The 22,231-nt window shown below is 61.5% G+C and carries 22 protein-coding genes; all 22 read right to left on the bottom strand.

Annotated elements, in window-relative coordinates; genetic code table 11:
- Positions 1 to 8: 8 nt before the first annotated feature.
- Positions 9 to 2,138 carry a flagellar biosynthesis protein FlhA gene (flhA, locus tag HGP31_RS08295; RefSeq protein ID WP_020796972.1) on the bottom strand — a complete coding sequence of 710 codons (2,130 nt, stop codon included), beginning with the start codon at positions 2,136 to 2,138 and terminating at the stop codon, positions 9 to 11.
- 215 nt (positions 2,139 to 2,353) lie between these two features.
- Positions 2,354 to 3,493 (bottom strand): flagellar biosynthesis protein FlhB, encoded by a 1,140-nt coding sequence (gene flhB / locus HGP31_RS08290; protein ID WP_020796971.1) that lies wholly within the window; start codon positions 3,491 to 3,493, stop codon positions 2,354 to 2,356.
- Between the two features lie 3 nt (positions 3,494 to 3,496).
- Positions 3,497 to 4,282 (bottom strand): flagellar biosynthetic protein FliR, encoded by a 786-nt coding sequence (fliR, locus tag HGP31_RS08285; protein ID WP_008058628.1) that lies wholly within the window; start codon positions 4,280 to 4,282, stop codon positions 3,497 to 3,499.
- 3 nt (positions 4,283 to 4,285) lie between these two features.
- A complete protein-coding gene (gene fliQ / locus HGP31_RS08280; protein ID WP_020796969.1) occupies positions 4,286 to 4,555 on the bottom strand; it encodes a flagellar biosynthesis protein FliQ in 270 nt (89 codons plus the stop codon).
- Positions 4,552 to 5,310, bottom strand: coding sequence for a flagellar type III secretion system pore protein FliP (gene fliP / locus HGP31_RS08275; protein WP_020796968.1), 759 nt, complete (start codon positions 5,308 to 5,310; stop codon positions 4,552 to 4,554). The genes fliQ and fliP overlap by 4 nt, the downstream gene beginning before the upstream one ends.
- Entirely contained in the window at positions 5,310 to 5,762 is a 453-nt protein-coding gene (gene fliO / locus HGP31_RS08270) for a flagellar biosynthetic protein FliO (protein ID WP_042955323.1), read from the bottom strand. The genes fliP and fliO overlap by 1 nt, the downstream gene beginning before the upstream one ends.
- Positions 5,763 to 6,221 carry a flagellar motor switch protein FliN gene (gene fliN, locus HGP31_RS08265; RefSeq protein WP_020796966.1) on the bottom strand — a complete coding sequence of 153 codons (459 nt, stop codon included), beginning with the start codon at positions 6,219 to 6,221 and terminating at the stop codon, positions 5,763 to 5,765.
- A 64-nt stretch (positions 6,222 to 6,285) separates the two neighbouring features.
- Positions 6,286 to 7,254, bottom strand: a complete 969-nt coding sequence (fliM, locus tag HGP31_RS08260) for a flagellar motor switch protein FliM (protein WP_020796965.1) — start codon at positions 7,252 to 7,254, stop codon at positions 6,286 to 6,288.
- Positions 7,255 to 7,263: 9 nt separating this feature from the next.
- A complete protein-coding gene (gene fliL, locus HGP31_RS08255) occupies positions 7,264 to 7,764 on the bottom strand; it encodes a flagellar basal body-associated protein FliL (RefSeq protein ID WP_020796964.1) in 501 nt (166 codons plus the stop codon).
- Between the two features lie 165 nt (positions 7,765 to 7,929).
- On the bottom strand, positions 7,930 to 9,210 hold the full coding sequence (locus HGP31_RS08250; RefSeq protein ID WP_168757447.1) for a flagellar hook-length control protein FliK: 1,281 nt from the start codon (positions 9,208 to 9,210) through the stop codon (positions 7,930 to 7,932).
- A 101-nt stretch (positions 9,211 to 9,311) separates the two neighbouring features.
- On the bottom strand, positions 9,312 to 9,662 hold the full coding sequence (locus HGP31_RS08245) for an Hpt domain-containing protein (protein ID WP_020796961.1): 351 nt from the start codon (positions 9,660 to 9,662) through the stop codon (positions 9,312 to 9,314).
- Positions 9,663 to 9,692: 30 nt separating this feature from the next.
- Positions 9,693 to 11,399, bottom strand: a complete 1,707-nt coding sequence (locus HGP31_RS08240) for an ATP-binding SpoIIE family protein phosphatase (protein ID WP_168759141.1) — start codon at positions 11,397 to 11,399, stop codon at positions 9,693 to 9,695.
- A 5-nt stretch (positions 11,400 to 11,404) separates the two neighbouring features.
- Positions 11,405 to 11,704, bottom strand: a complete 300-nt coding sequence (locus HGP31_RS08235) for an STAS domain-containing protein (protein ID WP_083348433.1) — start codon at positions 11,702 to 11,704, stop codon at positions 11,405 to 11,407.
- A gap of 168 nt (positions 11,705 to 11,872) precedes the next feature.
- Positions 11,873 to 12,322, bottom strand: a complete 450-nt coding sequence (gene fliJ / locus HGP31_RS08230; protein WP_042955322.1) for a flagellar export protein FliJ — start codon at positions 12,320 to 12,322, stop codon at positions 11,873 to 11,875.
- 6 nt (positions 12,323 to 12,328) lie between these two features.
- Complete coding sequence (gene fliI / locus HGP31_RS08225) at positions 12,329 to 13,687, bottom strand: flagellar protein export ATPase FliI (RefSeq protein WP_020796957.1); 1,359 nt, start codon at positions 13,685 to 13,687, stop codon at positions 12,329 to 12,331.
- Positions 13,677 to 14,459 (bottom strand): flagellar assembly protein FliH, encoded by a 783-nt coding sequence (gene fliH, locus HGP31_RS08220; RefSeq protein WP_020796956.1) that lies wholly within the window; start codon positions 14,457 to 14,459, stop codon positions 13,677 to 13,679. The genes fliI and fliH overlap by 11 nt, the downstream gene beginning before the upstream one ends.
- A 4-nt stretch (positions 14,460 to 14,463) precedes the next feature.
- Entirely contained in the window at positions 14,464 to 15,483 is a 1,020-nt protein-coding gene (fliG, locus tag HGP31_RS08215) for a flagellar motor switch protein FliG (protein ID WP_020796955.1), read from the bottom strand.
- Positions 15,476 to 17,263, bottom strand: a complete 1,788-nt coding sequence (gene fliF, locus HGP31_RS08210) for a flagellar basal-body MS-ring/collar protein FliF (protein WP_033044920.1) — start codon at positions 17,261 to 17,263, stop codon at positions 15,476 to 15,478. The genes fliG and fliF overlap by 8 nt, the downstream gene beginning before the upstream one ends.
- A gap of 15 nt (positions 17,264 to 17,278) precedes the next feature.
- Entirely contained in the window at positions 17,279 to 17,608 is a 330-nt protein-coding gene (gene fliE / locus HGP31_RS08205) for a flagellar hook-basal body complex protein FliE (RefSeq protein WP_033044919.1), read from the bottom strand.
- A gap of 303 nt (positions 17,609 to 17,911) precedes the next feature.
- Entirely contained in the window at positions 17,912 to 19,297 is a 1,386-nt protein-coding gene (locus HGP31_RS08200; protein WP_168757446.1) for a sigma-54-dependent transcriptional regulator, read from the bottom strand.
- Between the two features lie 5 nt (positions 19,298 to 19,302).
- Positions 19,303 to 20,508, bottom strand: a complete 1,206-nt coding sequence (locus HGP31_RS08195) for a sensor histidine kinase (RefSeq protein ID WP_420850694.1) — start codon at positions 20,506 to 20,508, stop codon at positions 19,303 to 19,305.
- Between the two features lie 130 nt (positions 20,509 to 20,638).
- Positions 20,639 to 22,114: a sigma-54 dependent transcriptional regulator gene (locus HGP31_RS08190; RefSeq protein ID WP_020796949.1), complete on the bottom strand. Its 1,476-nt coding sequence runs from the start codon at positions 22,112 to 22,114 to the stop codon at positions 20,639 to 20,641.
- Between the last annotated feature and the right edge of the window lie 117 nt (positions 22,115 to 22,231).

Raw genomic sequence — 22,231 nt, 5'->3', positions numbered from 1 at the left:
TCACTACCTCAGCCGTTGGGCCCTACTGTCGCAACGATGGTCACTTGCTTGTTGTCAGGAATTTCCTGATAAGCCAACACATGCAAACCCGGGACTGCGAGCCGGCCAAATCGCGAGAGCATCGCGCGAACCGGACCGGCCACCAGCAGAATCACCGGTTGACCTTGCATCTCCTGCCGCTGCGCCGCATCGATCAACGAGCGCTGCAGCTTCTCAGCCATGCTTGGCTCCAGCAGAACACCCTCTTCAGAGCCTTGTCCTGCCTTCTGCAGACTATTGAGCAATATTTGTTCCAACCTGGGTTCCAGCGTGATCACTGGCAGCTCGGAGTCAGTGCCTACAATGCTTTGCACGATTGCGCGGGATACGCCGACACGCACCGCGGCGACCAGCGCGGCGGTATCTTGACTCTTGCTGGCATTGTTCGCGATGGCTTCGGCAATGCTACGAATGTCGCGTACCGGTACCTGCTCGGCCAATAGCGCTTGCAAGACCTTGAGCAATTGCGACAGTGACAGCACGCCCGGCACCAGCTCTTCGGCCAGCTTCGGCGAGTTTTTCGCCAGCAATTGCATGAGTTGCTGGACTTCTTCGTGGCCGATCAGCTCGCTGGAGTGCTTGTACAGGATCTGGTTCAAGTGGGTGGCCACCACTGTACTGGCATCGACTACGGTGTAGCCAAGCGATTGCGCCTGGGCGCGCTGGCTGATTTCGATCCACACCGCCTCCAGGCCAAAAGCCGGATCTTTGGCGGTAATGCCATTGAGCGTGCCGTAGACCTGCCCCGGGTTGATCGCCAGTTCGCGGTCCGGGTAAATCTCCGCCTCGGCCAGGATCACCCCCATCAGGGTAAGGCGATAGGCACTCGGAGCCAGGTCGAGGTTATCGCGGATGTGAACCGTAGGCATAAGGAAGCCCAGGTCCTGGGACAGCTTTTTGCGCACGCCCTTGATCCGCGCCAGCAATTGCCCGCCTTGGTTGCGGTCCACCAACGGAATCAGGCGATAGCCCACTTCCAGGCCGATCATGTCGATCGGCGTCACGTCATCCCAACCCAGCTCCTTGGTTTCCTGGGCGCGGGCCGGCGATGGCAACAGTTCCTGCTGACGCTTGACCTCTTGCAGGGCCTGCACCTTGGCGCTGTTCTGCTTTTTCCAGAACAGGTACGCACCACCTGCAGCCAGCGCGGCCATGGACAGGAAGGAAAAGTGCGGCATACCCGGCACCAGCCCCATCACCGCCATCAAGCCCGCCGACACCGCCAACGCCTTGGGCGAGGCGAACATCTGCCGATTGATCTGCTTGCCCATATCTTCGGAGCCCGAAGCACGGGTCACCATGATCGCCGCCGCTGTAGATAACAACAGTGATGGCAATTGCGCCACCAAACCGTCACCGATGGTCAACAGGGCGTAAACCTTGCCGGCATCGGCGAAGGTCATGTTGTGCTGGAAGATACCGACCGCCATGCCGCCGATCAGGTTGATGAACAGAATCAACAGGCCGGCGATGGCGTCACCGCGCACGAACTTGCTGGCACCGTCCATTGAGCCATAGAACTCGGCCTCCTGCGCCACTTCCGAACGCCGCGCCTTGGCCTGGTTCTGGTCGATCAGGCCGGCGTTGAGGTCGGCGTCGATGGCCATCTGTTTGCCGGGCATCGCATCGAGGGTGAACCGCGCACTCACCTCGGAAATACGCCCGGCGCCTTTGGTCACCACGACGAAGTTGATGATCATCAGGATCGCGAACACCACGATACCGACCACGTAGTTACCGCCGATCACCACCTCGCCGAAGGCCTGGATCACCTTGCCCGCGGCGGCATGACCGTCCTGGCCGTGAAGCATCACTACTCGGGTGGAAGCCACGTTGAGCGCCAGGCGCAAGAGCGTCGCCACCAACAAAATGGTCGGGAACACCGCAAAATCCAGCGGCCGCAAGGCGTAGACGCAGACCAGCAAGACGACAATCGACAACGCGATATTGAACGTGAAAAACACGTCGAGCAGGAACGGCGGCATCGGCAACATCATCATCGCCAACATGACCAGCAGCAACAGCGGCACGCCCAGATTGCCTCGGCTGAGGTCGGCCATGTTCGTGCGGGCACTGTTGATTAACTGAGAGCGATCCACCGGTATTCCCCGTTCCTTTGAAGCAAAACTTTTGACGCCATAAGCTGGCGCAAAGCGGCTATTGCAAGAAGCCTTCCAACTTTCGTGAGGAGTTGAAACAGAGGGATTGGTCGGGAAAAATCAAGTCGCATGGACGGTCGTCTTCGCGAGCAGGCTCGCTCCCACAAGGGGATCGGCCCGGGCAACACTGCTTGTGTACAACACCGATCACGCTGCTAGGAATCCCGGCGCAAATCCGGTGGAATCGGCAAGTCATCCTTGAGTGGGTCCGGGCGCTTGCCCTTGCCTGCGCGGTATTGGCGAATCTGGTAGACGTAGGCCAGTACCTGGGCGACGGCGAGGTACAGGCCGCCGGGGATTTCTTGCTCAAGTTCGGTGGAGTAGTAAATCGACCGCGCCAACGCCGGCGATTCCAGCAGCAGAATTTCATTGGCCGTCGCAATCTCGCGAATCTTCAACGCCAGGAAGTCGCTGCCCTTGGCAATCAGCATCGGCGCCCCACTCTTGTCCGGGTCGTACTTGAGGGCCACGGCATAGTGGGTCGGGTTGGTGATGACCACGTCGGCATCCGGCACCGCCGCCATCATCCGGCGCTGGGACATCTCGCGTTGCAGCTGGCGAATCCGCTGCTTGACCTCCGGTCGCCCCTCCTGGTCCTTGTGCTCATCGCGGATTTCCTGCTTGGTCATCTTGAGCTTCTTGATGCTTTCCCAGATCTGGATCGGCACGTCGACGGCGGCGATGATGATCAGCCCGCAGGCCATCCACAAGGTGCTCCAGCCGACCACTTGCAGGCTGTGGGTGATGGCGCGGTCCAGTGGTTCGTGGGCGATTCGCAGCAGGTCGTCAATGTCCGCCGACAACACCGCCAGGGCCACGAACAGGACGATGAAGAACTTGGCCAGGGCCTTGAGCAGTTCGGTCAGGGCCTTGGCCGAGAACATGCGCTTGAGACCCGCGCCGGGGTTCATGCGGCTGAACTTGGGCGCCATGGTGCCGGCGGAAAACAGCCAGCCACCCAGGGAGATCGGGCCGATCAAGGCGGCCAGCAGCAGGGTGATCATCACCGGCTGGATCGCCAGCAAGGCAATCTGCCCCGAATGCAGGAGGTAGGTGCCCATCGAACGCTGGTCCAGCACCACGTCTCGTGACAGGGAAAAATTCAGACGCATAAGGTCCATCATGTCCTGCGCCAGGGCCCCACCGAAGACCAGCAGCGCACCGGCCCCGGCAAGCATGATCGCCAGGGTATTGAGCTCCTTGGAACGGGCAATCTCACCCTTCTCACGGGCGTCCTTTTTCTTTTTCTCCGTGGGGTCTTCTGTCTTGTCCTGACCGCTTTCGCTCTCAGCCATGCCTCAGCGCGCCTGTGCCAGTTCGCGTAAAAACTGCAAGGCCTCGGAGGCCAGCGGTTGATACTGGTTGAGAATGTCCGCCAGCCCGACCCAGAGGATGAACATCCCGAGCACCAGGGTTAGCGGGAAGCCGATGGAGAAGATGTTCAGTTGCGGCGCGGCGCGGGTCATCACGCCAAACGCGATGTTGACCACCAGCAACGCGGTGATCGCCGGCAGCACCAGCAGCAGCGCCGCGCCGAGCACCCAGCCGAGTTTGCCGGCCAGTTCCCAGTAATGGTTGACCATCAGGCCGCTGCCGACCGGCAAGGTGGTGAAGCTCTCGGTCAGTACCTCGAACACCACCAGATGGCCGTTCATGGAGAGGAACATCAGTGTCACCAGCATGGTGAAGAACTGCCCGATCACCGCCACCGACACGCCGTTGGTGGGATCGACCATCGATGCGAAGCCCATGCCCATCTGGATCGCGACGATCTGTCCCGCCACCACGAAGGCCTGGAAGAACAGTTGCAGGGAGAACCCCAGGATCGCGCCGACGAGGATCTGCTCGGCAATCAGCAGAAGACCGCTCAGGTCCAGCGCATTCACCGGCGGCATCGGCGGCAGGCCCGGCGCGATGACCACAGTGATGGCGAGGGCGAAGTACAGGCGAATGCGCTTGGGTACCAGGGCAGTGCCGAACACTGGCATCACCATCAGCAAGGCGCCGACGCGAAACAGCGGCAACATGAACGTCGCCACCCAGGTACTGATCTGGGTATCGGTCAGCTGCAGCAGCGACGACATGGCTTAGCCGATGACCTGCGGAATACTGCCGTACAGCTGCAGGATGTATTCCATGAACGTCTGCACCAGCCAAGGGCCGGCGACGATCAGCGTTACCAGCATCACCAGCAGGCGCGGCAGGAAGCTCAAGGTCTGTTCGTTGATCTGCGTCGCGGCCTGGAACATCGCCACGACCAGGCCGACCAGCAGACTCGGGATCACCAACACCGCGACCATCAGCGTGGTCAGCCACAAGGCTTCGCGGAAGATATCGACGGCGACTTCCGGCGTCATGGCGACACACCGCCGAAGCTGCTGGCCAAGGTGCCGATGATCAGCGCCCAGCCATCGACCAGCACGAACAGCATGATCTTGAACGGCAGGGAAATGATCAGCGGCGACAGCATCATCATACCCATGGCCATCAACACACTGGCCACGACCAGGTCGATGATCAGGAACGGGATGAAGATCATGAAGCCGATCTGGAACGCGGTCTTGAGCTCCGAAGTCACGAACGCCGGCACCAGGATGGTCAGCGGCGCCTGGTCCGGCGTGGCAATGTCGGTGCGCTTGGACAGGCGCATGAACAACTCCAGGTCACTGGTGCGCGTCTGGGCCAGCATGAAGTCCTTGATCGGTACCTGGGCCTTGGCCACGGCATCCTGAGCGGTCATCTTTTCCGCCAGGTAGGGTTGCAAGGCATCCTGGTTCACCCGGTCGAACACCGGCGCCATGATGAACATCGTCAGGAACAGCGCCATGCCGGTGAGGATCTGGTTCGACGGCGTCTGCTGCAGGCCCAGGGCCTGACGCAGGATCGAGAAGACGATGATGATCCGGGTGAAGCTGGTCATCAGCATGACGAACGCCGGGATGAAACTCAGCGCGGTCATGATCAGCAGAATCTGCAGGCTGACCGAATATTCCTGGGCACCTTCGGCGTTGGTGCCCAAGGTGATGGCCGGGATCGACAATGGATCGGCGGCTAACGCCAGCGGCGCGGCCAGCATCATGGCCAGGGTCAAGATGATGCGCAGCGCGCCCATTACTTCTTATCCTTCTGATCCTTGCCCATCAACTCCATCAGGCGCTGGGCAAACTCGGGGGTAGCTTTTTCAGTGCCGCTCGGCACCTGCACCGGCTCCTTGAGCACATGCAACGCCGTGATGGTCCCCGGGCTCAGGCCGAGCAGGATCTGTTCGTTGCCGACTTGCACGAGCATCAAGCGATCACGGGGCCCCAGTGCGCGAGAACCGATCAGCTCGATCACCTGCCCCTTGCCGGCCGGCCCGGCCTGTTGCACCCGGCGCAAGAGCCAGGCGAGGAAGAAAATCAGCCCCAGCACCAGCAACAAGCCGAATACCAGTTGCGTCAACTGCCCGGCCACGCCGCTGTTGACCGCGGGCGCGGCGGCGGCATTGGCGACAGGCTCGGCGGCCAGCACAAGGCCTGGCAACGCCAGGGCCAGCCCCGAAAACAACCCCAGGAGCCTTTTCACTCAGCGCAGCTTCTTGATGCGTTCGCTTGGGCTGATCACGTCGGTCAGGCGGATGCCGAACTTCTCGTTGACCACAACCACTTCGCCATGGGCGATCAGGGTGCCGTTGACCAGCACGTCCAGCGGCTCACCAGCCAGGCGATCCAGTTCAATGACCGAGCCCTGGTTGAGCTGCAACAGGTTGCGGATGTTGATGTCGGTGCTGCCGACCTCCATGGAGATCGACACCGGGATATCGAGAATCACGTCCAGGTTCGGGCCTTCGAGGCTCACCGGGTCGTTGTTTTTCGGCACGCTGCCGAACTCTTCCATGGGCAGGCGGTTGGACGAAGAACGGCCAGCATCGGCGGCCAGCAATGCGTCGATATCGGCCTGCCCGGCGTCGCCGGTTTCTTCCAGGGCAGCAGCCCACTCATCAGCCAGCGCCTGATCGTCCAGGGTATTCATATTGTCAGCCATCATTTGTCCTCGGCGAACGACTCTTCAATTAGAAGAGTTGATTAATAGGGGTAATTGCGCCGCCTCAACGGCGCTCGATCGGCTCGATCACTTGCAGTGCAAGGTTGCCCTTGTGCGAACCCATCTTGACCTTGAAGGCCGGCACGCCGTTGGCGCGCATGACCAGCTCTTCCTGCATGTCCACGGGAATCACGTCCCCTGGCTGCATGTGCAGGATGTCGCGCAGCTTCAACTGGCGACGGGCAACGGTGGCGTTGATCGGTACATCGACGTCCATCACGTCCTGGCGCAAGGCGTTGACCCAACGCTCGTCCTGGTCGTCCAGGTCGGACTGGAAGCCGGCATCGAGCATTTCGCGCACCGGTTCGATCATCGAGTAAGGCATGGTCACGTGCAGGTCGCCGCCACCGCCATCGAGTTCGATGTGGAAGGTCGACACCACAATGGCTTCGCTCGGGCCAACGATGTTGGCCATGGCCGGGTTCACTTCCGAGTTGATGTACTCGAAGTTCACTTCCATGATCGCCTGCCAGGCTTCCTTCAAATCGACGAATGCCTGCTCCAGGACCATGCGCACCACGCGCAACTCGGTCGGGGTGAACTCACGGCCTTCGATCTTGGCGTGGCGACCGTCGCCGCCGAAGAAGTTGTCCACCAGCTTGAACACCAGCTTGGCGTCGAGGATGAACAGCGCCGTGCCGCGCAGCGGCTTGATCTTGACCAGGTTGAGGCTGGTCGGCACGTACAGCGAGTGTACGTATTCGCCGAACTTCATCACCTGCACACCACCGACCGCCACGTCTGCCGAGCGGCGCAGCATGTTGAACATGCTGATGCGCGTGTAGCGGGCAAAACGCTCGTTGATCATTTCCAGCGTCGGCATGCGTCCACGGACGATGCGATCCTGGCTGGTCAGGTCGTAGCTCTTGACGGTGCCGGGTTCGGCAGCGATATCGGTCTGTACCAGACCATCGTCGACGCCATGCAACAGCGCGTCGATCTCATCCTGGGACAGCAGGTCCTGCACGGCCATGTCGTGTTCCTACTGCAGTACGAAATTAGTGAAAAGCAACTGTTCGATCACCACTTTGCCGAGCTCTTTCTGCGCCACTTCCTGGACGCTGGCGGTGGCCTTCTGGCGCAACATTTCCTGGCCGACCGGCGAGGCGAGGGTCGCGAAATCCTGACTGGAGAACAGCATCACCAGGTTGTTGCGGATCACCGGCATGTGCACCTTGAGCGCGTCCAGATCCGCTTGGTTGCGCGCAAGCATGGTAATGCTCACTTGCATGTAGCGCTGGCGTCCGTTCTGGTTGTAGTTGGCCACGAACGCCGGGGCCATCGGCTCGAAAACGGCAGGCTGCTTGCCCACGGGGGTGGTTTCGGCCACGACGGCAGGCTTGCTCTGGGCACTGTGCATGAAGTACCAGGTCGCCCCCACGGACAAGCCGATCGCCAGCAACAGCGCCACCACGATCAAGATGATCAGCTTGAGTTTGCCTTTGGTTGCGGGGTCTTTTACTGCTGCGTCGCTCTTCGCCATGCCAATAATCCGTCACTATTCGGTTTTTACAGTCGCGCGACTAGGCAAGAGCAAGTGTTATGCCAGAAGCAAAAGATCGCAGCCTGCGGCAGCTCCTACATTGGACTGCGTACATCCTGTAGGAGCTGCCGAAGGCTGCGATCTTTTAGGGGGCGCCGCGAATTATCAGGCGTAATAATCGACTGCGCTGGAGCCAATCACGCTAGTCGGGCTGGCCGCAACTTGGGTAACGCTGGCCGAAAGCTCGTCATCCATCGAATCAAGGCGACCGCCGCCAGCACTGGCGCGTCCACTCTGCGCCTGCTGATGTTGCGCCTGGTCCTGGGATCCCCGGGACTGGTCCGAGACGTTGACGTCAACCTGGCCCATGCCCTGCTGGGTGAACATGTCGCGCAAACGCTGCATCTGCCCGTCCAGCGCTTCACGCACGCCCGGATGCGCGCTCATGAACGTCACCTGGGTCTGCTGATCGGGCACCATGTTCACCCGAATGTCGAGACGGCCGAGTTCGGCCGGCTGCAACTGGATGTCGGCCGCCTTGAGATTGGCGCTGGACAGGTACATGACCCGATTCACCACTTCTTCCGTCCAACCGCTCTGATGCATCGCGATGGGCTGGTTGACCGGCAGGGCGTTGGCGGTTTTTGGCGTCGCTGCCTGGGTCAGTGCCGCCAGGCGGTCGGCGAAATCGTCGACCCGGGTATCGCTGCTGGCAGACTTGAGGTCCTTGAGCCCATCATCGATCAGGCCACTGAAGGCCTGGTCGCCGCCCTGGTCGGTACTGTCCATGTCGGTTTGCACGTCGAGCATGTTCGCCATGCCAGCGGCGAAGGTCTGCGCCGCCGTCCGTTCACCGTCGACCTCGGTCGGAGCTGCCTTGGGTTGTGCCTGGCTTGAGGCCGAGACATGGCCACTCTGCTCCATGGCCATGCGCAGGGCTGGCAGGGCGTCCAGTGGGTCGGCTTCGGGATCGAATCCTGTGTCAGTGGCGGGGACGATTGGCGGGATGACCGCCGCAACGGGCGCTTCGACGGCTGGTTGATCAGCCACAACAGGCGCCGCGATGACAGGCACCTCGACAGGATCAACCGGCGCAGCTTCGACGCCCCCTGCCTGTTCGTCCGTCGCATCGGCGCTGTCCTGCTTGTCGTCGGCTTGCGCCGGCTTGTCGGCGGGCAAGCTTTTGCCGCTATCGGCAACGACAGGCTCCTCGGCGGCAGCGTTATCCTTGACGTCGTCCTTTTTACCGAGGCTGTCGGCAGCCTTGTGAGGTTGTGGTTTCGAAGGTCCGTCAGCAGCCGGGTTCCGGCCTTGTGCGGCGTACACCTGAGAGAAGCTCGACGCCTTGTCCCCGGGCTCGGCGGCGACCTTCGTGGAAGGGGCGGCGGCGGCCTGACTCTTGGCCTGAGCGGCGGCCTGAAGAAGAGAATTTGGGGTAAAGGGCATTTAACGGTCTCCGCTGCACTGGGATCGTAGGTACAGTTGCAAGAGTTAATAGCAAGGGGCGGGCCAGTTTCGCCTGATGGCGACGAAAAGCGTCTTGCGCCTCAGCTTTCCGCCAGGGACCGTTGCCGCTCAGCTTCGTAAAGAGGCCGAACGATCGCGAACTCAAGGTCGATTGCAGTGATCAGCTCCTGGATTTCGGAGGGCGAAAGCTTTTCAGCATTTTTCTCAAGTTCGCCACATAGCGCGACAAGCTTGACGGCGCCCATGTTGCTGCTGCTGCCTTTGAAGCTGTGCGCCACGTCTACGAGCTGCGCAGCTCTCCCTGCCTCGCGCAACGCTTGAAGGCGCTCTTCGGAATCGGCGAGAAAGGTATCCAGCAACTGCGGATACGCGTCCTCCATGACCTCGCGCAACTCGTTCAGCGCGTCGAGGTCCAGATGTTCATCAGCCACTTGTTCGCTCCTTGATCAAGAATTTATGGATTATGCCAGAGCCTTCCAGAGAAACTCCACGCGGGCACTTCGACCATCGTCAGACCAGCTTGCATTATGACCCAACTGACGGATCAGACTGACTCCACGTCCAGACAGACGGACAGGATCGACAGGACGTTCCAGTACCCGCCCGACATCAAATCCCTTGCCGCTGTCCTCGACGCGAATTGCCAGGCATCCACCCTCGCCTTGCGGGGTAACCTGCAAATGCACCCGGACATAACCGTCCTCAAGCTCGTCCAGGCGTGCATTGCGTTGGTGATAATAGCGGGTGAAACCCGACACATCGTGCTTAAGGCTCGAGTCCAGGCCTAGCACTCCATGCTCCAGGGCGTTGGAGTACAACTCGGCCAGAACGCTGTAGAGCGCCCCGCTTTGAGCCCGCAGACCGTGCACTTCCTGCAGCAGTTGCAAGAGATGGGGCAACGGATTGAAGCGCTTGAGCGTCGCAGCGCGAAACTCGAAACTGGCCGACCAGTCCAGAGGGCAGGACTGGCCACTGTCGGAATAGATCGGCAGCGGCGGGCTCGCCTGAGTGGGCGCAGGCAGGCTGACCTCGACCATGCTGACGTCGTCGCGCGCCTCACCACGAAAGTCCCGAAGCGCCTGCTCGATATCCTCGAACAAGGTGTCGGGTTGACGATTGGCGGCAAATACCTGCTGCAACCGCTGCACACCAAACAGCTGGTCATCGGCGTCGCAGGTATCGATCACCCCGTCGGACAACAGGAATATCCGATCACCCGGGGCCATCGGAAACACTTCGGTGCGATCATCGAAGGTGGGCGGGCTCAGCACCCCCAGTGGCAAATGCCGCGCGGTCAGTGGCGTTCGCTCGCCGCTGGCAACGCTGTACAGGTAGCCGTCCGGCATGCCGCCGTTCCAGACCTCCACCGAGTGATTCTGGGCACTCAGGCACAGCATCGTGGCGCAGCAGAACATGTCCACCGGCAGGATGCGCTTGAGCTTGGCATTCATCTCGCGCAGGGTTTCCGCCAGGCCGTAGCCCTTGGCGGTCATGCCGTAGAAGACTTCGGCCAGGGGCATGGCGCCAACGGCGGCGGGCAGGCCATGGCCGGTGAAATCGCCGAGCAGCACATGCATGTCCCCTGCCGGGGTGAAGGCGGCCAACAGCAAGTCGCCGTTGAACAATGCGTAAGGCGATTGCAGGTAGCGGATATTGGGCGCATTCAGGCAGCCGGAATGAGCCACCTTGTCGAACACCGCCTTGGCCACGCGCTGTTCGTTGAGCAAGTATTCATGGTGCCTGGCGATCTGGTCGCGCTGCTGTACAACGGTGGCCTGCAAGCGCCGCAAGCGGTCCATCGCCTTGATTTTGGCGGCAAGAATCACCTGGTTGTACGGTTTTGCCAGAAAATCGTCACCCCCGACTTCCAGGCAACGAGCCAATGCCTGGTTTTCCGACAGCGAGGTGAGGAAGATGATCGGAACCAGGGTTTCCCCGGCCAATGCCTTGATTTGCGCGGCCGCCTCGAAGCCATCCATCACCGGCATCATCGCGTCCATCAACACCAGCTGCGGGCGTTGCTGGCGAAATATTTCCACCGCTTCGGCGCCGTTGGCGGCCGTCAACACTTGATGCCCCTGACGGCGCACGATGCTCGACAACAGCATGCGATCGGCGGCGCTGTCTTCGGCGATCAGGATCGTCAGCGATTCGAGTGCCGGTTGCACAGTGATCAACTGATGTCGAACAGCTTGTCGAAGTTGGAAATGGCGAGGATTTTCCTCACGTCGCAATTGCTGTTGACCACGCGAATATCGGAATCGTCGCCGCCAGCGTGATCTCGCAACAGCAGCAACATGCCCAGGGCGGAACTGTCGAGGTAGGTGGCTTCCCTCAGATCGACGACGACTTCGGCGAGCGCCTTGTCTTCGTAGGATTGACGAAATTCCTGATGCTTGGCGAAATCGAATCGTCCCTTGACCGATATCGTCAGCTTTTGCCCATCCGGGGACACTTCTGAAACGACTGACATGTCATGGCTTCCTTGTCGTTGGTAAACCTTCTTGTACAAGGTTTAGCATTGGGTAGAGGTTGGGGCAAGGCAGGATATTTTTGGAGGCCTTGAGCCCCCACAGGTTGACCGCCTTTCTCCTGTGGGAGCGAGCCTGCTCGCGAAGAACGATAACGCGTTCCATATGACTCAATACGCATCATGGCGCGGCAACCGCTGGGACAGTTCATCCAGCAGCTTTTGCTCGCGCTTGTCCTCCAGCGCCCGCGCTTCGTCCTGGTAGCGCTGGACCAGTTTGCGCAAGCCTTCTACCCGGGCGAACGCCTGCTGCCAGGTGTCGCGCGCCTTGTTCAGGTTGTTCTGGTGCCAGGCCAGGCTTTGCCGCTGTTGATCGATGGCCGTGCCCAACTGCGCGAGAAAGCCCTGGTAGCCCAGCAGCCATTGGCCGGACACGCCACTGCTGCCGCGTACGATCCACTGTTCCTGATAGTCGAGCCGAAAGGCTTCGAGGTCGGCCAGCTTGCTTTCGGCCAGGCGCACTTGCCCCTGGAAGTGTCCCAGGCGCTGGACCGCGGTTTTCTCGGCCTTCTCGGCCATTTCCACCACGGGAGCCAGGCGGCCCGCCCGAGTCTGGGCCATGGCCGGTTAACCGCCCGCCGCGGGCGCGAAGATCGAGGCGAGATACGCCTCGCTTTCGCCCAGGCTGATGCTGTCGTTGAGGCCCTGGCGCAGGTATTTGACCAGTTGCGGCTGCAGGGAAATCGCCAGGTCGGTCTCGCGGTCACCGCCGGCGACGTAGGCGCCGACACTGATCAGGTCGCGGCTCTGCTGGTAGCGCGACCACAACTGCTTGAAGTACTGCGCGCGAGTCATGTGCTCCGGCGAGACTACCGCCGGCATGACCCGGCTGATGGACGCCTCGATATCGATGGCCGGGTAATGGCCTTCCTCGGCCAGGCGCCGCGACAGCACGATGTGCCCGTCGAGCACGCCCCGCGCCGAGTCGGCAATCGGGTCCTGCTGGTCGTCGCCTTCGGACAGCACGGTATAGAACGCGGTGATCGAGCCACCACCCTTCTCGGCATTGCCCGCGCGCTCTACCAGTTTCGGCAACTTGGCGAACACCGAGGGCGGATACCCCTTGGTCGCCGGTGGCTCGCCAATGGCCAGGGCAATTTCCCGCTGGGCCTGGGCGAAACGCGTCAGCGAATCCATCAGCAGCAGCACGTTCTTGCCCTTGTCGCGGAAATACTCGGCGATTCGCGTGCAATACATGGCGGCGCGCAGGCGCATCAGGGGTGCATCGTCGGCGGGCGACGCCACCACCACCGAGCGCTTGAGCCCTTCTTCACCGAGGATGTGCTCGATGAACTCCTTGACCTCTCGACCACGCTCACCGATCAGGCCGACGACGATGATGTCGGCCTCGGTGAAGCGCGTCATCATGCCCAGCAGTACGGATTTACCAACGCCGGTACCGGCGAACAGGCCAAGCCGCTGACCGCGCCCGACCGTCAACATGCCATTGATGCAGCGAATGCCCACATCCAGGGGCTCGCTGATCGGCTCGCGCTTGAGCGGGTTGATGGTCGGGCCGTCCATCGGCACCCAGTCTTCGGCCTTCATTCCGCCCTTGCCATCCAGGGCGCGGCCAGCACCGTCGAGTACGCGCCCGAGCATGCTCATGCCCATCGGCAAGCGACCGCTGTCGGAGAGGGGCACCACCCGGGCACCTGGGGCAATGCCGGCCACGCTGCCCACCGGCATCAAAAACACCTTACTGCCGGAAAAGCCCATGACTTCGGCTTCGACCTGCACGGGATGATAGCTGTCATCGTTGATGACCATGCAGCGGCTGCCCATGGCCGCGCGCAAGCCCTCGGCTTCCAGGGTCAGGCCGACCATGCGCAACAGGCGGCCTTCGAGGATCGGTGCGCCGGCCAGTTCGATCGCCCCGGCGTAACTGCCCAGGCGCTTGGCGAAACTGGTGCGCTTAAGGTGCATCGGGAACCGCCACAGGATTGCTTGCACTGGACAGATCGATGCTCAGATCCGGCGCCGCCGGGTGCAAGGCCTGCTCGTGAAGCTGGTCGAACAGCTTGTCCATCACCTGCCCCACACGGGTTTCGACCGTGGCATCGATGCGGCTGTGTTCGGTTTCGACTCTGCAACCACCGGGCAACAGCGCTTCGTCCTCGACGATGCGCCAGGTTTCCTCATGTCGCTCGCGCAGGGCTTTGACCTGTTCGAAATCCTGCGGATTGATGTACAGCCGCACGTTGTTGACGCCCAACGGCAACAGCTTGAGGGCTTCGCGCATCACGTGTTCGATCTGCGTTGAGTCCATGGCCAGTTCGCGCTGGATCACCTGTTTGGTCATGTGCCGCACCAGTTCGACCAGGGACTTTTCAATCTGCGTGTCTTGTTCGGCGATGGGTTCGAACAGATGCGCCATCAACTTTTCAAGCGCGGCAACTTTGGCCGCCAACGCCGCATCAGCTTCCTGACGAACCTTGAGCGTGGTGCTATGGAACCCTTCTTTTTCGCCCACCGCGAAACCTTCGTTATAGGCTTCCTGGCGAATGCTCTCGAGCTCTTCGAGGGTCAGTGGCTGGACCTCTTCGAGCGGCACCTCCTCCATTTCCGGCGGCTCGGGTTCGGGCTCGGGCTCCGGCTCAGGGGCCGGCGGATCGAAGCTGGGCAGCGCCCAGGTATCGAAACCTCCGACATCCCTGGCGCGGATCAGGTCAGAGGGCAGCTCGTCATTCTTGGCCATGGCGTTAGATCATTTCCTCGCCGCCCTTGCCGCCGAGCACGATTTCGCCCGCTTCGGCCATGCGACGGGCAATGGTGAGGATTTCCTTCTGCGCGGTTTCCACATCGCTGACACGCACCGGGCCCTTGGCCTCGAGATCGTCGCGCAACAGTTCGGCCGCACGCTTGGACATGTTCTTGAAGATCTTCTCCTTGACGCTTTCGTCCGAGCCCTTGAGGGCCAGCACCAGCACGTCGGAGGACACTTCGCGCAGCAACGCCTGGATACCGCGATCGTCGACATCGGCCAGGTTGTTGAACACGAACATGAGGTCTTCGATCTGACCGGACAGGTCCTCATCGACTTCGCGGATCGAGTCCATGAGCTGGCCTTCGATCGAGCTGTCGAGGAAGTTCATGATGTCAGCTGCGCGCTTGATGCCGCCCAGGCTGGTGCGCGAAGCATTGGAGTTGCCGGAGAACTGCTTCTCGAGAATCTGGTTAAGTTCCTTGAGGGCCGCAGGCTGCACGGTGTTGAGCGAGGAAACCCGCAGGATGATGTCCAGGCGCACCTTATGGTCGAAGTTGCCCAGCACTTCACCGGCCTGATCCGGATCGAGGTACGCCACCACGATCGCCTGGATCTGCGGGTGCTCGTAGCGGATCACGTCGGCGACCGCGCGCGGCTCCATCCATTTCAGGCTGTCAAGGCCGCTGGTATTGCCACCCAGCAGGATGCGATCGATCAGGCCGTTGGCCTTGTCCTCGCCCAGGGCCTGGGTGAGCATTTTGCGCACGTAGTCATCGGAACCGACGCCCAGGCTGGTCTGGTCGCCGACGATGTCGACAAACTCGCTCATCACCTGCTCGACCTGCTCACGGTGCACGTTACCCATCTGCGCCATGGCCACGCCGACACGCTGGACCTCTTTGGGCCCCATGTGGCGCAACACCTGGGCAGCGTCGGTTGAGCCCAGCGACAGCAGCAGGATCGCGGCTTTGTCGACCTTGCTCAGTTTGGCGGCAATGGCTCGGTTATCACTCATCTGCGTTAATCCACTCTTTCACGACCTGGGCGACACGGCCCGGGTCTTCTGCCACCAGACTCTTGATTGCGTTCAACTGCGCGTCATAGCCTTCGCTCGGGCTCGGCAACAGGATACTGGTCGGGCCACCGAGGCTGATACGGTCGTTGGCCAGTTCGCCGTCCAGGCCGCCCATGCCGCCGAGCTCGACGTCGCTGCCGATGCCCGCCAACTGCTTGCCTTTGCCGCCACCGGTGATGTTGTTGAGCACCGGACGCAACACACCGAACACCAGCACCAAAATGAACAGGACGCCCAACAGCTGCTTGACGATGTCCCAGAACCACGGCTGGGAGTAGAACGGCACATCGGCAATCACTTCACCGCGCTCGGTGGAGAACGGCATGTTGATCACGCTGACGCTGTCGCCACGACTGGCATCGAAGCCGACCGCGTCCTGCACCAGACGGGTGAAACGGGCCAGCTCATCGGCGCTCCAAGGCGCACGGGCGATCTCACCGTTGGCCGGGTTGATCTTGACCTGGTCATCGACCACCACCGAGACCGACAGGCGATTCAATCGCCCTTGCTGTTGCTTGGTGTGGCTGATGGAGCGGTCGAGCTCGAAGTTCTTGGTCGATTGCTGGCGCTTGTCCGCCGGATACGGTGCGAGCATTGGCTGGCCGGTGGCCGGGTCCATGACCTGCTGGCCGTTGGCATCGAGCAATGGCTGGCCTGGCTGTACCATGCCGGCCGACGCCGTGGCGCCACCGGTGGTTTGCGGCGCCGAGGCTGGCGACGGCGGCTGGTTGCTCAGGGCACCCGGCACACCTTGCGGACCGTTACTGGCGGTGCGCTGTTCGTTCACCGACTGCTCGCTGCGCAATGCCGGCTGGTCGGGGTTGAATTGTTCGGAGGTGGACTCGACGGCGCTGAAGTCGACATCCGCCGAGACTTCGGCCTTGTAGCGGTCGTTGCCCAACACCGGTTGCAGAATGTTGTGCACGCGCTGGGTGAGCATGCTCTCCATGCGGCGGCTGTAATCGAATTGCTTGCCGGCCATGGTCAGTTCGGAGTTTTCCGCCTGATCGGACAGCAGGTTACCTTTCTGGTCGACAACGGTGATCTGCGACTTGCTGAGTTCGGGTACGCTGGTCGCCACCAGATTGATGATGGCCACGACCTGCCCCGGCTCCAGCGAACGCCCGGAATACAGCTCGACCAACACCGAAGCGCTGGGCTTGCGCTCGTCGCGCACGAACACCGAACTTTTCGGGATCGCCAGGTGCACGCGGGCACCCTTGACATTGTTCAGGCTGGAAATGGTGCGCGCCAGTTCGCCTTCAAGGCCGCGACGATAACGGGTCGCCTCCATGAACTGACTGGTGCCCAGGCCCTGTTCCTTGTCGAGGATTTCAAAACCGATGTTGCCATCGCTGGGAGTGACACCAGCGCCCGCGAGCTTGAGACGCGCACGGGACAGGTCTTCGGCCTTGACCAGCAAGGCGCCGGAATTGGGTTCCACGGTATAGGCAATATCGGCGGCAGCCAGGGTGTCCATCACCTGCTTGGCATCCATGCCGGCAAGGCTGCCGTACAACGGACGGTAATCCGGCTGCTGGGACCACAACACCACGGCAAAGCCAATCGCCACGCTCGCGGCCAGGCCGACCAACAGCCCCACCTGGCGCAGCATGGTCATCTCGGAGAGGTTTTCCAGGAAGGACAACCCGAACAGCGGCGGTTTGCCGTCTACGGAGTTGGCCTTGGCCGGAACATTGTCAGCGATAGCATCTGCCATGACTCAATCTCGTCCTTAAACCGGCATCTGCATGATGTCCTGATACGCCTGAACCAGCTTGTTGCGCACCTGGGTCAATGCCTGGAAAGACACGCTGGCCTTCTGCGAGGAAATCATCACGTCCGTCAGGTCGACACCGCTCTTGCCGATCTCGAAGGCGTTGGCCAACGACGTGGAAGCCTGCTGGGTGTCGTTGACCTTGTTGACGGCCTGACCGAGCATGTCGGCAAAGCTGCTGCCATTCAATTCAGGGACGGCGGCAGTCGATTTCGGCGCAGACATGGCGTCCATTTGCATGGCCCGCATATCCAGCATCAATCGATTGAATTCAATACCTTGGCTCATGCTCTACTCTCTCTGGCGGCCCGCAATTTTTTGACGCTCACTCAGCGGGTAACGAGGTGTTAGCAACAAGGGTGCCAGCTCAGCGTCCACCTCAAACAAAACCGGCAGCGCGCCCCCCTCCCGTAGGAGCGAGGCTTGCCCGCGAACCAGACACCACGGTATTTCTGGTAGACCGCGTCATCGTTCTTCGCGGGCAAGCCTCGCTCCTACAGGCGAAGAACGAACGCGGTATTACAGATACACCGCAGCGCCTGGTTCGCCGGCAAGCCTGGCTCCTACGGGAGAACCGGGCGTCACGGTGGGTCAGGTGGCAAACAAATACGCTTCCACGTCCATTCCGGCATCGCGCATCTGCGCCAGCTTGTAGCGCAAGGTGCGCGGGCTGATGCCCAGGCGCTCGGCGGCCTCTTTGCGGCGGCCGCGCTCGGTGCGCAAGGTGTCGATGATCATCTGGAACTCACGGCGCCGCAGGTCGTCGCCCAACCCGCCGCCAGATTCGGCCTCGACCGCCCGCACTGTCGTCGGCGCGGGCGCCAATGCCGGCAACGGTGCGCAGGCGATCGGTCCGTTCAGGCAGAAATCCTGCGGCTCGATCACCCCGCCCTGCTGCAGGATCAACGCACGCTGCAGCGCATTGTCCAGTTCACGCACGTTGCCCGGCCACGGATAAGCGATCAGGCACGCCTGGGCCGCGGGCGACAGCCTGGCCGCGGCATGCTTCATTTTATTGACGTGCCTGGCCAACAGTCGCTCGGCCAGCGGCAGGATATCGGCGGTGCGCTCGCGCAACGGCCGCCAGGCCAGCGGGAACACCGACAGGCGATAGTACAGGTCTTCACGAAAACGCCCCGCCGCCACCTCACCCGCCAAGTCCCGGTTGGTGGTCGCGACCACGCGGATATCCAGGGCTATCGGCTTGCGCGCACCTACTCGCTCAACCTCGCGCTCCTGCAGCACCCGCAGCAACTTGGCCTGCAACCCCAAGGGCATTTCGGAAATTTCATCGAGCAGGATCGTCCCGCCATCGGCCTGTTCGAACTTGCCGGCCTGCGCCGCGATGGCGCCGGTGAACGAGCCCTTTTCGTGCCCGAAGAGCGTGGCCTCCAGCATGTTGTCCGGAATCGCCGCGCAGTTGATCGCAATGAACGGCTGACTGGCCCGATGAGAGTGCTGGTGAATGTAGCGCGCCAGCACTTCCTTGCCGGTGCCGGACTCACCGGAGATCAGCACCGTGGAATCACTGCGCGCCACCCGCGCGGCCAACTCCAGCAACTGTGCACTGGCCGGCTCGAACGCCACGGGCCCTTCGCCATCGGTGGCGCCGACCCTACCCTGGGCGTGCCGTGCGACCAGGTCGAGCAGCGCCTTGGGCTCGAACGGCTTGACCAGGTAATCCGCCGCCCCTTGGCGCATCGCATCCACCGCGCGCTCGACGGCACCGTGCGCCGTCATCAGCAGCACCGGCAGTTGCGGCTGTCGCGCCCGCAGCAAAGCGAGCAACTGATGACCATCCATGCCCGGCATGTTGACGTCGCTGACCACCAGATTGAACGCCTCGCCCGCTGCGGCCTCCAGAGCTTCCTGCGCCGATGCCACGGCCTTGTAATCGTGGCCGGCCAGCAACAGCGTGTCTGCCAGCGCTTCACGCAACGCGCGGTCATCCTCGACCAGTAGAACCTTGATAGCCATGAGCTTCACTCCACTCCCTGGGCACTGTCAAAAAGCGGTAGCAGTACCTGCGCACAAGTGCCGCGACCGATCCGCGAGCGCAAGCGCAACTCGCCCTGGTGCGCCCTCGCGACCGCCTTGACCACGGTCAGGCCGAGACCGGTGCCGGTGGCCTTGGTGGTAAAAAACGGCTCCCCCAGACGCGCCAGCACCGCTTCGTCGATACCGCTGCCGCTATCGCTGACGCACAAGCGCAGGTGATTGCCACAGGTGTAGAGGTGCACCTTCAAGCGCACATCAGAGGCACTGGCCTGAATGGCGTTTTCGATCAGATTGAGGACCGCGCCCACCAGGGTGTCGCGATTGCACAGCAGTTCGCCGGCATGGGCGTCGCATTGCCAGCGAATCGGCAAGTCCTGCACATGCGCCAGTGCCGCCGCCTGCAGCGCCTGCATCAGTTGCACCGGGGTCACGCGGTCGGTCAATGGCAGCTCGCCGCGCGCGAACAACAGCATGTCGCGCACCTGATGTTCCAGCTCATGCAAGCGTTCCTTGAGCCGCCCGGCAAAGCGTTGCTGGGTGGCCACCGGCAGCGTCTGCTCGGTCAAGTGGCTGGCGTAGAGCAAGGCCGCGGACAACGGCGTGCGAATCTGATGCGCCAGCGACGCCACCATGCGCCCCAGGGAAGACAGGCGTTCGTGGCGCGCCAGTTGATCTTGCAGATGACGGGTCTCGGTCAGGTCGTTGAGCAGCACCAGTTGCCCAGGTTCGGCATCCAGTGAACGCGTGGCAATCGACAGGCGCCGACCATCCTTGAGGGAGACTTCATGACCGTCGTCTTCACGGGGCGCAAAGCAACGGGCAATGACCTGTCGCCACAGTTCACCTTCGAGGGGCAGGCCGAGCAGTTCATACGCCGCCGGATTGGCTTCGCGCACGATGCCCTGGGCGTCGATGACGATGATTCCACCAGGCAAAAGGTCGAGCAGATGTTGCAGACGGTTGGCCAGGCGTTCTTTCTCCGCCAGCTCCTGCATGCGCTGGGCGCTGACCACCGCCAACTCACCCTTGAGCTCGGTCACCCGGGCCTCGAGCATGCTGTAGGAGTTGGTCAATTGGCTCGACATCTGGTTGAACAGGGCAAACGCCTGCTCAAGGCCAAGCCGGCTCGCCTGCTCTACCGACGACGATTGCCCCAGGGCATCCCCCAAGGTATCGGGAGCAGGAGACATCTGGGCGGATGGGGGCATGGGGTGCTCTCTCGCTTGGCTGACCGTCAGTGAAACGGTACGTTGCGAGGGCTATAGCAATACCCGTGCCTAAAAAAAACTGCTTGAAAATGAACGACTTGAAAAACAGGCGTCAATCATCCGCCTGTTCATCTCCGTCACGGCGACTCATGCCGTATTTGCGCATTTTTTCCACCAGCGTGGTCCGGCGGATACGCAGGCGTTCAGCGGCGCGCGCCACAATGCCATTGGCATCATCAAGCGCTTGCTGGATCAGGCCTTGCTCCAGGCCACCGAGATAATCCTTCAGGTCCAGGCCTTCAGGTGGCAGCATCGCATGGGTGGTGAAGTCCGGCGTATGGCCGTTAATTGCCACCCGCTCTTCGAGATCGTTGCGCAGAGTGTCGACCAGTTGCTCGTCTTCATCGTCGACGTAACGGAATTTCTTCGGCAACTCGACCACGCCGATCACCCCGTACGGATGCATGATCGCCATGCGCTCCACCAGGTTGGCCAGCTCGCGGACGTTGCCCGGCCAGCCGTGACGGCACAGCGACATGATGGCCGCGGAGTTGAAGCGGATCGAACCGCGCTTCTCGTGCTCCATGCGCGAGATCAATTCGTTCATCAGCAACGGAATGTCTTCTACGCGCTCGCGCAGCGGCGCCATCTCGATCGGGAACACGTTCAGGCGGTAGTACAGGTCTTCGCGGAAGGTGCCGATCTCGATCATGCTTTCGAGATTCTTGTGGGTCGCCGCAATGATGCGCACATCGACGCTCTGGGTCTTGTTGCTGCCCACGCGCTCGAACGTACGCTCCTGCAACACGCGCAGCAGCTTGACCTGCATCGGCAGTGGCATGTCGCCAATTTCGTCAAGGAACAGCGTGCCGCCATTGGCCAGCTCGAAACGCCCGGCACGGCTGGTGATCGCCCCGGTGAAAGCGCCCTTCTCATGGCCGAACAATTCACTTTCCAGCAGCTCGGCCGGAATCGCCCCACAATTGACCGGCACGAACGGTGCCTCGCGGCGCTTGGAGTGGTAGTGCAGGTTGCGCGCGACCACTTCCTTGCCGGTCCCGGACTCACCGAGGATCAGCACGCTGGCATCAGTATCGGCCACTTGCTGCATCATCTGGCGCACATGCTGGATCGCCCGACTGGTGCCGACGAGGCTGCGGAACAGATTGGGTTCGCGATGCCGACCGCGCTCGCGGGCCTGGTCGTACATCTCGCGATAGACCTGGGCACGGTGCAGCGAATCGAGCAACTTGCTGTAGCTGGGTGGCATTTCCAGGGTCGAAAGCACGCGGCGACGCTGGTCATCCGGCAGGTCGATGGAAGAATTATCGCCCATCAGCAAAATCGGAAGGAACTCATCCCATGTCGACAGTGTCTTTAACAAGCCCTGAAGCGAACCCGGAGCATTGACCGTCCCGATAAGGACACAGATCACTTCACGACTAGAAGATAAAGAGACGACAGCCTGCTGCCAGTCGTGGCTACCGCAGGGTAAATTTTCTTCGCCGAGAAAATTTAAAATCACCGCCAAGTCGCGGCGGCGGACGCTATCGTCATCGATTAGCAGAATTTTGGTTTCACGCCACATGCAATCGTAACTTCCCTAGTCGACCCGGTGCCCGAAATGAGTGGGCAAGCTAGACGCTTGCAGACCGTTAATGCCTGTAGACGCCCGAAATCTGGAAACAGCCACTAGTAAAGTCAA

The organism is Pseudomonas umsongensis, from assembly GCF_012647205.1.
Classification (GTDB): domain Bacteria; phylum Pseudomonadota; class Gammaproteobacteria; order Pseudomonadales; family Pseudomonadaceae; genus Aquipseudomonas; species Aquipseudomonas umsongensis.
Note: the sequence above shows the minus strand (reverse complement) of the source record. Positions and strands in the feature narration are given on the sequence as shown.

Excerpts from the sequence above, each read along its gene's own strand:
- flhB (WP_020796971.1), bottom strand. The coding sequence starts at position 3,493 with ATGGCTGAGAGCGAAAGCGGTCAGGACAAGACAGAAGACCCCACGGAG.
- fliR (WP_008058628.1), bottom strand. The coding sequence starts at position 4,282 with ATGTCGTCGCTGCTGCAGCTGACCGATACCCAGATCAGTACCTGGGTG.
- fliQ (WP_020796969.1), bottom strand. The coding sequence starts at position 4,555 with ATGACGCCGGAAGTCGCCGTCGATATCTTCCGCGAAGCCTTGTGGCTG.
- fliP (WP_020796968.1), bottom strand. The coding sequence starts at position 5,310 with ATGGGCGCGCTGCGCATCATCTTGACCCTGGCCATGATGCTGGCCGCG.
- fliN (WP_020796966.1), bottom strand. The coding sequence starts at position 6,221 with ATGGCTGACAATATGAATACCCTGGACGATCAGGCGCTGGCTGATGAG.
- fliM (WP_020796965.1), bottom strand. The coding sequence starts at position 7,254 with ATGGCCGTGCAGGACCTGCTGTCCCAGGATGAGATCGACGCGCTGTTG.
- fliL (WP_020796964.1), bottom strand. The coding sequence starts at position 7,764 with ATGGCGAAGAGCGACGCAGCAGTAAAAGACCCCGCAACCAAAGGCAAA.
- HGP31_RS08250 (WP_168757447.1), bottom strand. The coding sequence starts at position 9,210 with ATGCCCTTTACCCCAAATTCTCTTCTTCAGGCCGCCGCTCAGGCCAAG.
- HGP31_RS08235 (WP_083348433.1), bottom strand. The coding sequence starts at position 11,704 with ATGTCAGTCGTTTCAGAAGTGTCCCCGGATGGGCAAAAGCTGACGATA.
- fliJ (WP_042955322.1), bottom strand. The coding sequence starts at position 12,322 with ATGGCCCAGACTCGGGCGGGCCGCCTGGCTCCCGTGGTGGAAATGGCC.
- fliI (WP_020796957.1), bottom strand. The coding sequence starts at position 13,687 with ATGCACCTTAAGCGCACCAGTTTCGCCAAGCGCCTGGGCAGTTACGCC.
- fliH (WP_020796956.1), bottom strand. The coding sequence starts at position 14,459 with ATGGCCAAGAATGACGAGCTGCCCTCTGACCTGATCCGCGCCAGGGAT.
- fliG (WP_020796955.1), bottom strand. The coding sequence starts at position 15,483 with ATGAGTGATAACCGAGCCATTGCCGCCAAACTGAGCAAGGTCGACAAA.
- fliF (WP_033044920.1), bottom strand. The coding sequence starts at position 17,263 with ATGGCAGATGCTATCGCTGACAATGTTCCGGCCAAGGCCAACTCCGTA.
- fliE (WP_033044919.1), bottom strand. The coding sequence starts at position 17,608 with ATGAGCCAAGGTATTGAATTCAATCGATTGATGCTGGATATGCGGGCC.
- HGP31_RS08200 (WP_168757446.1), bottom strand. The coding sequence starts at position 19,297 with ATGGCTATCAAGGTTCTACTGGTCGAGGATGACCGCGCGTTGCGTGAA.
- HGP31_RS08195 (WP_420850694.1), bottom strand. The coding sequence starts at position 20,508 with ATGTCTCCTGCTCCCGATACCTTGGGGGATGCCCTGGGGCAATCGTCG.
- HGP31_RS08190 (WP_020796949.1), bottom strand. The coding sequence starts at position 22,114 with ATGTGGCGTGAAACCAAAATTCTGCTAATCGATGACGATAGCGTCCGC.